This is a genomic window from Arcicella sp. GW458-12-2-14-TSB2, from assembly GCF_059423785.1.
In genome coordinates, this window is record NZ_JBWKYN010000051.1 from 1 (window position 1) to 13,115 (window position 13,115).

The following is a 13,115-nucleotide window of genomic DNA, read 5'->3' on the forward strand; positions in this document are numbered from 1 at the left end:
ACTTTTAATTGAATTAATAAAAGGTATTTTTGTATAAAAAAAAGAATATAAATGCGTAAGATTATTATAATTGGTAGTTCAAATACAGATATGGTGATAAAAGCACCAAAATTACCCTTGCCTGGTGAAACGGTAATGGGTGGGAAATTTTTGATGAACCCGGGAGGAAAAGGAGCAAATCAAGCTGTTACGTCTGCTCGATTAGGCTGTCCTACGGTTTTTATCTGTAAAGTCGGCAATGATGTTTTTGGTAAAATGGCTTTACAGCAATTTGAAAAAGAAGGTATTCAAACAGATTTTGTGTTTACTGATGCAGAACAACCTTCGGGGGTTGCTTTAATTAATGTAGATATGCAAGGAGAAAATTGTATTACGGTTGCTCCTGGGGCAAATGCTTTTCTATCACCCGCCAATATAGATAAAGCCAGTGCCATATTTGAAAAGGATGATTTAATATTGATGCAACTAGAAACTCCCCTCGAAACGGTGGAATACGTGGTTAATAAATTGCATCAAACTGAAGCGACGATTATCCTAAACCCTGCTCCAGCCACTCCGCTCAAAGAAGACATTTTAAAATATTTAACAGTAATCACCCCTAACGAAACGGAGGCAGAAATCCTTACAGGAATATCTGTGGTCAATGAAAACGGACTCCGAAAAGCCGCTAATATTCTCAGAGAAAAAGGAGTTAAAAATGTTGTGATTACCCGTGGCTCAAAAGGAGCTTATATTTTATCTGATGAGTTTGAGGGAATGGTAGATTCAGTAAAAGTAGAAGCTGTTGACACCACTGCCGCTGGAGATTGTTTTAATGGTGCTTTGGCAGTAGGATTATTTGAAAAAATGTCGTTGAAGGAAGCAGTACAATTTGCTTGCAAAGCAGCAGCAGCCTCGGTAAAAAAGATGGGAGCACAGTCTTCCATTCCATATCGCAAGGAATTAGCTGTGAGTTAGTGAATGGTGATTTAATAATTGTTGTGAGTTTTTCCATGACTACTTTAAACATAAAACTATTGAAAACTAGATTGATGCACATGAAAAAAATACTATTATTAATTGCTTTACTTTCAACCGCATGCTGTAGCATTGCTCAGACGGCAAAAACAATTACCCTCTCTCAGAAAGACCTTAAAAATAAAATAAAGGGTGGTTGGGCTGGACAGACCATTGGCGTAACCTTCGGAGGACCGGTGGAATTCAAATACAATGGGACTATCATCAACGAATATCAACCTGTGCCTTGGTATGATGGTTATCTCAAAAAAATGATGTTAGAAAATCCCGGACTCTACGATGATTTATACATGGATTTAACCTTTGTAGAAGTTTTTGAAAAAGAAGGACTCGATGCTCCAGTAAATTCTCATGCCAAAGCTTATGCCAATGCTGGCTACGCTCTTTGGCACGCTAATCAAGTAGGGCGAAGTAACATTTTGAACGGAATCATGCCCCCACAATCAGGTTATTGGGAAAATAACCCACATGCTGATTGTATAGACTATCAAATCGAATGTGATTTCGCAGGCTTGATGTCTCCTGCCATGCCCAATACTGCCTCTAAGATTTCTGATAAAATCGGGCACATCATGAATTATGGCGATGGCTATTATGGTGGGGTTTATTTAGGTGCTTGTTACGCTTTGGCTTTTGTCTCAAAAGATGTTCGTTATGTGGTTCAGGAAGCGTTAAAAACTGTTCCTAAAGAAAGCAATTATTATAAATGCATTGCGGATGTGATTAAATGGCATAAAATGTATCCGAATGACTGGAAAAGAACTTGGTACGAAATTCAAAATAAATGGTCGCAAGATGTAGGTTGTCCAGATGGCGTTTTTGCCCCTTTTAATATTGATGCTACCATTAATTCAGCCTATGTAGTAGTAGGACTATTGTATGGCAATGGTGATTTTACTAAAACGATGGAAATCACTACCCGTTGTGGACAAGACGCTGATTGTAACCCATCTTCAGCAGGAGGAATTTTAGGAACAATCTTGGGCTATGATGCTATTCCAGCTTATTGGAAAATGGGCTTGAAAGAAGCGGAAGACATCGACTTTAAATATACTTCTACGTCTTTGAACAAGGTTTATGAAGTTGGTTACAAACATGCTCTTTTAAATATAGAACGTAATGGAGGGAAGGTTCTCAAAGAATCTGTAACGATTCCAATACAAATACCAGTAGCAGTACCTTTTGAAAAAAGTTTTGACAACACTTATCCTATCGATAGAAAGTATGTGTACAAATCTTTGAAAGATGAATATTCCTTTGATTTTGAAGGAACAGGCTTTGTTGTAAAAGGCGAAACAGCAAAATGGGCATCAACCAGTAATTATGTTTTTGAGATGGAAGTATATATAGACGGCAAACTGTTAGAAACAGCAAAGTTACCCACTTCATTTACTACCAGAAGACACGAATTGACATGGAAGTACAAGCTCCCAAAAGGAAAACATACGGTATCCTTAAAATTATTGAACCCTTCTGCTGAACACGATTGTAGAATAACAGATATTTTAATTTATAGCGACCAACCCAATAGTACAGCTAATGAAAATGTATTTAGATTTGGTCAGCCTATCAAACCCAAACAATAAACCACTCAATATTAGAAGACATGTTTATCATTGAAAATTATTCCACGGCTGTATTCTTCTGTCTAATTACGATGCTCTGCTGGGGGTCTTGGGCCAATACTCAAAAACTCACGGCAAACAACTGGCGTTTCGAGCTTTTTTATTGGGATTACGTATTAGGGATTCTACTAACATCTTTTATTTTGGCAATTACCCTTGGTAGTCATGGTGAAAAAGGAAGGGATTTCTTGAGGGATTTCCAACAAGCTTCTAATGAAAATATTGGTTCTGCCATTATTGGTGGCATTATTTTCAATGCTGCGAATATCTTACTAACCGCTGCGATGGCCATTGCAGGGATGTCTGTAGCGTTTCCTGTAGGTATAGGTTTAGCATTAGTCATTGGTGTAATTGTTAATTATTTAGACCATCCACTAGGCAATGGAATTCTTTTGGCGATAGGAGTAGGGCTTATCACGTTGGCAATTTTGCTGAATGCAAAAGTGTATCGTAATTCTTCAGAAAGTGCTAAGGTTTCAACGAAGGGATTGGCACTGTCAGTAATAAGTGGTTTGTTGATGGGCTTGTTTTATAAATACGTAGCCAATGCCATGTTTCCAGATTTTGAAGTACCAGAAGTTGGTAAATTGAGTCCCTATACGGCTATTTTCTTTTTTGCCATTGGAATATTATTAAGCAATTTTATCTTCAATACTGTATTAATTTATCGTCCGTTTGTGGGCGATTCGCTCAATTATAAGGCCTATTGGCAAGGGAGCTTCAAAAATCATAGTTTTGGGGTCTTAGGCGGAACGATTTGGTGTTTGGGTATGGCATTCAATATTATTGCTAGTGGAAAAGCTGGACCTGCTATTTCGTATGGACTTGGTCAAGGAGCAACGATTGTTGCAGCTATTTGGGGGATTTATGTTTGGAAAGAATTCAAGAATGCGAGTAAAAGCACTAATGTTTTACTCAATATAATGTTACTTTTTTATCTCTTAGGATTAGGAATGATTATTTTGGCTAGATAACAATAAGTAATCCTCTGAATAGGCTAGTAAATAGCCTATTCAGAGGATTATTTTAACAAGTTTCACTCACTACTTTAGTATCCATACCTATTCCAATTTATACTTATTGATATCGATATTAGGAGTAGAGTATATCTTGCCTTCATCTGTGATAAGTATCGCTTTATAGGCAGGGTATTTTTTTAAAAGAGCAAGCCCAAGGTCTTTGCCCAACACCATTACAGATGTACTAAAACCGTTGGCCATTTCGGCACTAGGTCCCAAAACGGTTACACTGCATAATCCAGTAGCTGGATACCCCGTCACTGGATTGATAATATGAGCATATCGCTTGCCGTTGAAAATAACATATTTTTCATAACTTCCAGAAGTTACTACAGCACTTTTGTAGAGCGGTATAACAGCGAATATCGTGTCTTTATGGATTGGATTGGTTATACCTACGCCCCAAGGTTTGCCATTGGGTTGCTTCCCCCAAGTACTCATATCGCCTGAGCCGTTTACTATACCAGCCTTAATGCCTTTGGCTAGCATCATATCTCTACAACGGTCGGCAGCATATCCTTCTCCCAAAGCTCCAAAGCCAATTTTCATGCCTTTTAGCTTTAGGAAAATAGTAGAGTTCTGGGAGTCTAATATAATATTACGGTATCCAACTTTTTCAACTGATTTCTTAATGACCTCAGGAGTTGGCATTTGTGTCATTGAGCCATCAAACTTCCAGATTCTATCCATCGCTGCAAAGCTAATATCAAAAGCTCCATTGGTTATTTCAGAAAAATGGATGGCTCTTTCTGTCAATCGAAATACTTCTGGGTCAACTTTTACGGGTGCAATCCCTGCATTTCTGTTTACTTCCGAAATCTGAGTATCGCTTTTCCAGTCGGAAATAAGATTCTCTATCCGTGTTATTTCAGCGATGACGGCATCTATATTTTCCTCAGCCGATAACGAATCTTTAGCCACTATTGTAATATCAAATCGACCTCCCATCAATTTTACCGTCCTTTTTCGCAACACTTGTGCTGTGCTACCAAAACTTAGCAAAAGAAGACATATCAATATTTTTTTCATATTTCCTTTCCAGTTATTTAATAACAGTCCATTAGTATCTGGCTTCTAGACTGATAAAAGCTAACATCATTACCAAGTTGTGATTGACAGATTTCATCTATAATTTCAATAACACCTTTTTGCATTGATAATGACCCACACAACATTATTACTCCTTTTGAAGCCAATGTTTGGGCGATGAAATCCCTATCTCTAGCAATCAACTCGCCAATGTATTGTTTATTAAGTTCCGTTTCTCGTGAGAAAGCAGTATGAAACTGGATGAGACCTTTATTTTCTAAAGATGACTCTAAAATAGGAGCATATTTTTCTAAAGAAATTTGCTGTCTAAAACCTCCGTAAAGATAACAAGGAACCTTTCGCTTATTCTGGCTAATCATTCCTAAGAAAGGAGCAATACCTGTTCCATTACAAATCATCACTACACTAGTTGCCTTTTTAGGAAAATGGAAATGCTTATTTTGGATAACACGTGCTTGAATAGTTTCTCCCGCCTTTAGTCTATGCAAAAAGCCAGAACCTAGTCCTTCAGGATGAAGTCTCACACTTAGCTGTATCTGCTTTTCACAAATGCCAACAGAATAAAGTCTTTCCCGATGATCATTTGCAGGATATATTGCCAATAAGTCGCCAGATTTGGCACGCAATTTTCTTTTAGCTTCAAAACGAATTAAAAATGTATCATCAACAGACTTCTCAGAAGTAGTGTCCATCACTTCAAAAGCTTCTAGCGATGCTGGCTCTGCTTTTACCATTTTTGGTGAAAGAGGAATACCTGCTTGTTGTGACCAAGCCTCAGCCCAAATACTAAACTCCTGTTCTGATTTGTCATTGATAGTATGCACATCAACCAATGGCTTAGCCCACTGCTGATGCAATAACCAATGGTTTACTTCGAAAGCAAACTTACAAAAATCTGGATAAGCATGCGAACCAAAACCTACTACTGAAAATTGTACTGACTGATTTTGAGGGTATTGTTCGAGCAACGATTTGAATTTTTGAGCATTACTCGGCGCTTCTCCTAGCCCGTAGGTAGAGGTAATAACAAGTAGTTGTTCAGCTTTTGGGAAAAGAGCATAATGATTCATATTTCCCATAAAAACAGTTTTCCCTTGACTATCCAGTTCATTATAAACAGCTTGAGCAAAACGGAAAGTGCTACCATTTTCAGAACCAACCAAGATGATGAAATTACTTTCTTTGGCTGAATATTTATTTTTAATAGACGTAGCTCTTCGTTTCCAAGTAATACAGAATCCTGAATAAATAAAAAAGAGAATATTAGCAGACGCCAAGGCTAAAATAATTGCCCAAACAATATTGATATTACCAGTATGTATCGATAAACTTAAGTCGGCAAGTTGCTGTGAGGTAGGGTATACTACTTGACTGAGTACATCTCCCGTAATTTGATTGACAGCGAGTTCTCTATCTTTAAGTTTGATGACATAATACTCTTCTACATCTTCCGAAAAAGGAAACTCAATACTCTTTACTGCTGAAAGCTTGATATTTTTAAATAAAGTAAAATCTGCTAGCTTTTGTGCTGGTTGCGTTTTGATGTCATCTATGTTTACGTCAAGATTTACTTTAGGAGCCTCTTTGCTCCCAAATCTGTTCAGCGATAAATGTGCGCCTGTAAAAGCAATGATAATAATCGGTATAATGGCCCACCTGCTTAGTACTACGTGGTAATATTGAGCAAAGTCTTCGCGAACAATACGCATAAATATTCGCTTGATACCACGTTGCCTTTGAATTAATAACATCAGCCCCGAAAGCGTAATTAATAATAGGATAAATGAGGTAAAGCCCATTATTAAACGACCCGTTTCATGCAAAAAAAGTGAGCGGTGTAAGGTAGTTGTCCATTGAAAAAAAGCATTCTTTTCTCGGTAATCACCCAACAGTTTACCCGTTAATGGATTTACATAAGCATGGATATTTTTACCATCCGCATCGCTACCATTTATGCTCACTACATTATTCGGTTCGACCGTTAGTTCAATAAGGTCTGGATAGTTTGTTTTAAGAATTGGAAGTGTCTGAGCAAGCGTAATCTGTGAAAAATCATTAACCCGATAGGTATTAGTAGGATTGACTACGGGTTCAAAGGCCAAAATAAGACCCGTCACAGCAGCTAAGGTTAAAAATAGAAAAGAAGATACAGCCAATACTAAGTGGCTGTATCTCCAAAGAGAAATTATCATAAATATCTACTATTGGTTAGCGCTAAAACGCACGTAACGGATATATCCAGTACCTTCGCTTTTAGCAGAAAGGCTTTCGGTTGTCAGTGGGATTTCTAAGTCTTTTACATAATAAGGCTTATCTTCTACCGCTGTTTCGAAGCGCAATTTATAGTTTGAATTAATGGTGGCATTGTCCAATTCTAATACCACAACACTTCTATCACCTCCCGTTACTGATGCTCCAGTAATGGCACTAATATTAGTTGGTTTTTTAGCAAAAGCTTTATGCCATTCTTTTAAATTTCGATACCATTTTTTATCAGAACCAAGTACATACAATGTTTTTTGATAATTATCTTTCGCATCTACAAGCGAAACAACTAAATAGGCTCCTTCACCCATATAGTTTGTCATCTGAATCATACATTTGTACTTGCTGGTACCTGTATTTTGTGCCGATGTTGCTAATGAAACAAAAAACATTAGCACAAGGAGTAAGGTTGCTTTACGAAATAATTGCATAGTTTATTTAAGAAAATTAATGGAAATTTTAGCTTTAGAAAGTGTTTCATTTTCACTCGCTAAGTCAAAAGCTGTTTCTTTAAAATTAGTCTGAGCATCCTTTCCTGCTCCAATTGACACCAAATATTTAAGGATATTATCATCTTTGGCAATCATCGCAGCTTTATGTAATGCTGTAATTCCTTCGCTATTTTTAGCGTTGATATCAATACCCAAAGGTTGAAGACGTTTCAAGAGGGATAAGTCGCTTTTAGCTACGGCCAAGTGATAAAGCGTATTTCCATTTTTTTGTGGTGCTAATACGTTCAATCCCTTTGCTTGTAATAGCTTTAGTTTTGTTTCAAAATCTTCTGGTTTAGGGCCATTCGGACCTCTTCCTTCGCCACTACTATATGATAAAATAAGGTAAGCTGCCAAATTGTCGCCATTCTTATCTGCAACCTGTATAGAAGCCCCTTGGTTAATCAGATAACGAACTACGTCAGGAGAGTTACTACGCACAGCCATTGCCAATGCTGTAACACCTTTTTGATTACCTTGGTTGATGTTTTTTACTTTTGGAAGTAACAACGCTAATACTGTAGTATCACGGCTACCAAGTGCGGCAGTCATAAATGCCGTATTCCCTTCGCTATCTGCTTGGTTAACGTCAGTTCCTTTGCTCAAAAAATATTGAATAATATCGTGTTGCTTCGGTTTTCTAACAATAAAATGCAATGCATTTTCCCCATTTTTATTCGTTGCTGTTGGTTTTAGCTTCAAGCTTTCTAAGTACTGAAATGTCTCTATTGTATTAGCGCCTTGACGTGTACCTTGTGCCGCCATAATCATGGCATTATCTGTAGCAGGGACTCCTTTTTGTAAAAGAGCCTTTAAGATTTCAATATTACCACTTCTGGCTGCATAACTGAAAGCATTATTTCCATTAGCGTCAGTGCTTTTTAAATCTAGCCCTTTTGAGATGAAATAGTTCGTCAATGTAAAGTCTTTATCATTGGCAACCACTAATAATAAAGCATTCGCTCCCTCGTTGGTTAAATCTTTCTTTAAATTAGCACCTGCTTTCAAACATAAGTCAAAAATTTGTGTATTCGTCTGACCAGCAGAAGCTGCAAAATTAAGAGGTGTTGCTCCATGACTATCTTCAATATCAGCTTTTGCACCTTTCCCTATTAAATACTCCATAATTTCCACATTACCAGTAGAAGCTGCCCAGTGTAAATAGGTACGGCTATCATGCGTTATCTTTGTAATATCGTTACCAGGCTGAGACAGAAGATATAGAATTGTTTCATTGGGCACTTTTGCATTAATAGCCATTACCACGGGGTCAAAACTTGCTCCATTGAGTTGAGCAGGATTATTCCCTTTTTCCACCTCTGCTTTTACTGTACTCACTGTTGGTTTACTTCTCCAAAACGATTGCTCTAACAATGTGTTTTGTTGAGCTTTTGCAGCAAACGTCAATAAAGTTATTGCCACAATAAATAATTTTTTCATAATGAATAATGTTGAATTAAAGTAGTTATAATTGATACTAAATTGTTCACTAAATCTTTAGATTTTTTGAAAAGCAAAAGGTTTAGTGTATGCTAAATATTGGTCTTAATTAATTGGGTAATTTCAGGTTGATAAAGTGAGGGGCAAGTTTTGCAAGTATGAACGCAATGTAATATACGTTTTATGCGTAACCATAACTTTGCATTTAGATATTAGTACTTCTACTTGCAATAATCTTATGACATATTCTTGTACTTTCTTCATTTTATCTATTTTTACAGACGTCTTATTTAGACTGATTATAAATTAAAGCAAAGATACTACCCACTTCCTTTACAAGCCAAGAGAAATGTCAGAAAATTTGAGATTCTTCTTAGTTTTATGTGTGAATACTCTTCCAAATAATCAAGGCTAATTTTTTAGCCTTGATTTGTACTGTTAATTATTTGATAAGTCCTTTTTGATAAAGGAACTAACAAAATAACAAATCCCTTTGCTTAAACAAGTCACTAGTTTAGTAGAGGGATTTGTCTTATGAACAAAAGTATAATTTTAATTAATCAATTAAAACTTTATCAAGCGAAACAAAATCATCGATTCTTCGATAGTTTGATTTGCTTTTGTCAGACCACGTCTCGTCTTCTCTCAGAACTGTCTTCTCCTTAATCAAAAATATAGTCTTCTATCAATATATTCTGACCATCGCATATACTTTGATATTTTTGAGAACGTCAAAGCAATAGATAGAATTCATTTATTAGGAAGAACTACTTAATAATCAGACATATAGATATAGCATTTACAGTAATGATACGGCCTGCTTATATTTTTTCTTGAATTTATTAAAGTTTAAGTTGTTCAAGTTATATTTTATTGATAACTTTGCTAATATTAGTTATATGTAATAGAAATTGTGTATAATTAACACAATTCAAATGTGTTTAATTTTTGTTTTTTGGTAGAAAATATTTTTTTGCGCTATGTGTTCTACTGTGTTATATACTTATCTTGTTTTAGTTATATTGTTTGTTCATAAATTTATTTACTATAATTAAGCTTTTACTATTATTAAAATATCATTTAAAAGAAGTTGCTAGTAAAGCCCGACAATCATTTGTGATTAGGGCATATTTTTAAAAATATTTTTTTGCGTACACTGTTCTAGTGTGTTATAGATTTATATTGTTTTGGTTATTATAAACTTTCAGTTAAAAATGAGAAAAAATAGGAAAATATCTCAAAGTAAAAAGTATAAATATATGCGAGTATGTTTGTTGTATTTCTTGATTTTTCCTGCAATAATTAGTTTTGGTCAATCACAAACAAAGAAGACAGAAACGGGGAAAAAAATCAGTCCTTATTTATTCGGATTATTTTTTGAAGATATCAACTACGCTGCTGATGGAGGATTATATGCCGAATTGATACAAAATCGCTCGTTTGAATACAGCCCAACTGACCGAACAGATTGGCACTCACTTTCTTTCTGGGAATACACTACTCCGGGGTATTCGTATGGCTCACTTAATGTTGAAACCAGTACTCCTGTGCATCCCAACAATCCACATTATGCGGTATTGAATATTGAGCACGTTGGAGAAGCAGGTGTTGGCGTAAAAAATCATGGGTTTGAAAATATCGTAATAAAACAAGGTGAAAAATATTCTTTTTCAATGTTTGCACGTCAGCTTTCATCAAACCCCATTGCTATTACAATTAGCCTGCAAACGCCAAAAGGGAAAGTAGTTGCCGAAAGTAAAATAAATATTAACACTAAAGATTGGAATAAATATACTGCTACGCTTACAGCTTCAGCGAGTAACGACAGTACTTCATTAGTTATTTTGGCTACTACAAAAGGAAAAATAGCCTTAGATGTTGTATCACTTTTTCCTGAGAAGACTTTCCTGAATCGTCAGAATGGGCTACGAGCAGACTTAGCTCAATTATTGGCAGATATGAAACCATCTTTCATTCGTTTTCCAGGAGGGTGTCTTGCTCATGGCGATGGACTAGGAAATATGTATCGTTGGAAAAATACGGTAGGTCCAATAGAACAACGTGTAGAACAAAAAAATATCTGGGGATATCATCAAACGGCAGGTTTGGGATATTATGAATATTTTCAGTTTTGCGAAGACATAGGTGCAAAACCACTTCCTGTATTGCCCGCAGCAGTTAGTTGTCAGAACTCAGGAGGTACTTGGCGTATTGGTGGGACAGGACAAAAAGCCTTGCCAATGGATGAAATGCAGGAGTATATTCAAGAAGTGCTAGATTTAATAGAATGGGCAAATGGCCCTGCAACATCTACGTGGGGAGCAAAGCGTGCGGCGGCTGGTCATCCACTACCATTTAATCTTGAATTTGTAGGAATAGGGAATGAAGATAAAATTACGCCAGAATTTGAGGCTCGCTTTAAAATGATTTATGATGCTGTAAGAGCGAAGCATCCAGAAATTACTGTTATTGGTACTTCTGGACCATTTTCTGACGGAGAAGATTTTGATAAGGGATGGCAAGTTGCTAGTAATAGCAATGTTCCGATGATTGATGAACATTATTATAAAGACCCAAAGTGGTTTCTTTCAAATATGAATCGCTATGATACTTATGACAGAAAAAAATCTGGCGTTTATTTAGGTGAATATGCCTCATGGGGAAATAAATTGTATAATGCTATTGCGGAAGCTGCTTATATGACTGGGCTAGAACGCAATGGGGATATCGTAAGAATGGCATCGTATGCTCCTTTGTTGGCGAAGAAAAATCATACTCAATGGAATACAGATATGATATTTTTTGATAACTCAAAAATCAGCCTTACTCCCAATTATCATGTTCAGAAGATGTTTACTACCAATCAGGGAGATTATTATTATGATAATGTTATTGCTCAAAATGTTAAAGATACGACTCTTGCAGCTTCATGTGTAAAAGATAGCAAAACGGGTGATATTATTTTAAAATTCGTCAACAATAGCAATGTAGCAAAAAGTATAAAAGTAAATCTTTCAACATTCAAAAACTATATGAGTAGCGCAGCGCAAATTGTGCTGTCTGGAAATGCCAATGCCGAAAATACGTTAGAGCATCCACAGAACATTGCACCTGTGTATTCAACAGTTACTGTAAATAAAGTTTTTGACTATGCTGCTCCGGCAATGTCTCTTACTGTAATTAGAATTAAGACTTCAGCAAAGAAAATTTAAATATGAATTCTTTCAGTATTGAACATCAGCATGATAAAATGAACACACACGTTTATACCAGTCCGTTATATACAATACCTGTTTTTTCTAAGACTAAAAGAAAACGTAATAACAAATAAAATGGAATTAAAACAATTACAAAATACAGCTTCGCAAGTGCGCCGTGATATTGTACGGATGGTACATGCTTGTCAATCAGGACACCCTGGTGGTTCATTAGGATGTACTGATTTGGTCGTAGCACTTTATTTTCATGAAATGACAATTAATGAAGAAAAAGGAGCAGACGGATACTTGAAGTTTTCTCGTGCGGGACAAAATGAAGACTTATTCTTTTTATCGAACGGACATATTTCTCCATTATTCTATTCTGTCTTGGCTCACCGTGGATATTTCGCTCCCGCAGAATTGGCTACTTTCAGAAAAATAAACTCTCGTTTACAAGGACACCCAGCTACGCATGAACATTTGCCGGGTATTCGTATTGCTTCTGGCTCATTAGGACAAGGTTTGTCAGTAGCGGCTGGAGCCGCAAAAGCCAAGAGACTGAGAGGAGATGACCGTAATATATATGTATTGATGGGGGATGGCGAACAGCAAGAAGGACAAGTATGGGAAGCAGCGCAGTTTGCAGCACATTATCAACTCGACAACCTGATTGCTATCATTGACTGGAATAAACAGCAAATAGATGGGCCAACAGAGAAAGTAATGAGTAATAAAGATTTGAAAGCAAAATATGAAGCTTTCGGATGGGCCACGATTACGTTAGAAAATGGGAACGATATGCAATTAACATTAGATGCATTAGCCCAAGCCAAACAATTGAAAGGACAAGGAAAGCCAATTATGATTCTAATGAAATCAGAAATGGGATATGGCGTTGACTACATGATGGGTACGCATAAATGGCATGGTGCTGCTCCTAATGATGAACAGTTGAACACAGCATTATTACAATTAGAGGAAACAATTGGTGATTACTAATAAATAATT

General features: G+C 36.4%; 9 protein-coding genes. 5 read left to right on the forward strand and 4 right to left on the reverse strand.

What is annotated here, in order from left to right; genetic code table 11:
• Positions 1-51: 51 nt before the first annotated feature.
• The 3 genes from rbsK (at position 52) to AC07XN_RS09545 (ending at position 3,616) form a co-directional block, all read left to right on the forward strand.
• A complete protein-coding gene (rbsK, locus tag AC07XN_RS09535; protein WP_494742869.1) occupies positions 52-957 on the forward strand; it encodes a ribokinase in 906 nt (301 codons plus the stop codon).
• Between the two features lie 80 nt (positions 958-1,037).
• Positions 1,038-2,603 carry an ADP-ribosylglycohydrolase family protein gene (locus tag AC07XN_RS09540; RefSeq protein ID WP_494742870.1) on the forward strand — a complete coding sequence of 522 codons (1,566 nt, stop codon included), beginning with the start codon at positions 1,038-1,040 and terminating at the stop codon, positions 2,601-2,603.
• Positions 2,604-2,623: 20 nt separating this feature from the next.
• The gene (locus AC07XN_RS09545; protein WP_494742871.1) at positions 2,624-3,616 is read left to right on the forward strand and encodes a GRP family sugar transporter; all 993 of its coding nucleotides are present in this window, start codon (positions 2,624-2,626) and stop codon (positions 3,614-3,616) included.
• 87 nt (positions 3,617-3,703) lie between these two features.
• Here AC07XN_RS09545 and AC07XN_RS09550 read toward each other — a convergent pair whose 3' ends face one another.
• The 4 genes from AC07XN_RS09550 to AC07XN_RS09565 are packed head-to-tail and all read right to left on the reverse strand — an operon-like array spanning position 3,704 to position 8,907.
• Positions 3,704-4,690: an FAD:protein FMN transferase gene (locus AC07XN_RS09550; RefSeq protein ID WP_494742872.1), complete on the reverse strand. Its 987-nt coding sequence runs from the start codon at positions 4,688-4,690 to the stop codon at positions 3,704-3,706.
• A gap of 17 nt (positions 4,691-4,707) precedes the next feature.
• Positions 4,708-6,903 (reverse strand): PepSY domain-containing protein, encoded by a 2,196-nt coding sequence (locus tag AC07XN_RS09555; protein ID WP_494742873.1) that lies wholly within the window; start codon positions 6,901-6,903, stop codon positions 4,708-4,710.
• Positions 6,904-6,912: 9 nt separating this feature from the next.
• Complete coding sequence (locus tag AC07XN_RS09560; RefSeq protein ID WP_309917749.1) at positions 6,913-7,407, reverse strand: DUF2271 domain-containing protein; 495 nt, start codon at positions 7,405-7,407, stop codon at positions 6,913-6,915.
• Between the two features lie 3 nt (positions 7,408-7,410).
• Positions 7,411-8,907: an ankyrin repeat domain-containing protein gene (locus AC07XN_RS09565; RefSeq protein ID WP_494742874.1), complete on the reverse strand. Its 1,497-nt coding sequence runs from the start codon at positions 8,905-8,907 to the stop codon at positions 7,411-7,413.
• Between the two features lie 1,214 nt (positions 8,908-10,121).
• On the opposite strand from AC07XN_RS09565, the gene AC07XN_RS09570 reads away from it, so the two are divergent.
• On the forward strand, positions 10,122-12,119 hold the full coding sequence (locus AC07XN_RS09570) for an alpha-L-arabinofuranosidase family protein (RefSeq protein WP_494742875.1): 1,998 nt from the start codon (positions 10,122-10,124) through the stop codon (positions 12,117-12,119).
• Positions 12,120-12,239: 120 nt separating this feature from the next.
• A complete protein-coding gene (locus AC07XN_RS09575; RefSeq protein ID WP_309917738.1) occupies positions 12,240-13,106 on the forward strand; it encodes a transketolase in 867 nt (288 codons plus the stop codon).
• Positions 13,107-13,115: the final 9 nt, after the last annotated feature.

Coding starts and splice junctions, on each gene's coding strand:
- AC07XN_RS09570 (WP_494742875.1), top strand. CDS start 10,122: ATGAGAAAAAATAGGAAAATATCTCAAAGTAAAAAGTATAAATATATG.
- AC07XN_RS09560 (WP_309917749.1), bottom strand. CDS start 7,407: ATGCAATTATTTCGTAAAGCAACCTTACTCCTTGTGCTAATGTTTTTT.
- AC07XN_RS09540 (WP_494742870.1), top strand. CDS start 1,038: ATGAAAAAAATACTATTATTAATTGCTTTACTTTCAACCGCATGCTGT.
- AC07XN_RS09555 (WP_494742873.1), bottom strand. CDS start 6,903: ATGATAATTTCTCTTTGGAGATACAGCCACTTAGTATTGGCTGTATCT.
- AC07XN_RS09550 (WP_494742872.1), bottom strand. CDS start 4,690: ATGAAAAAAATATTGATATGTCTTCTTTTGCTAAGTTTTGGTAGCACA.
- AC07XN_RS09545 (WP_494742871.1), top strand. CDS start 2,624: ATGTTTATCATTGAAAATTATTCCACGGCTGTATTCTTCTGTCTAATT.
- rbsK (WP_494742869.1), top strand. CDS start 52: ATGCGTAAGATTATTATAATTGGTAGTTCAAATACAGATATGGTGATA.
- AC07XN_RS09565 (WP_494742874.1), bottom strand. CDS start 8,907: ATGAAAAAATTATTTATTGTGGCAATAACTTTATTGACGTTTGCTGCA.
- AC07XN_RS09575 (WP_309917738.1), top strand. CDS start 12,240: ATGGAATTAAAACAATTACAAAATACAGCTTCGCAAGTGCGCCGTGAT.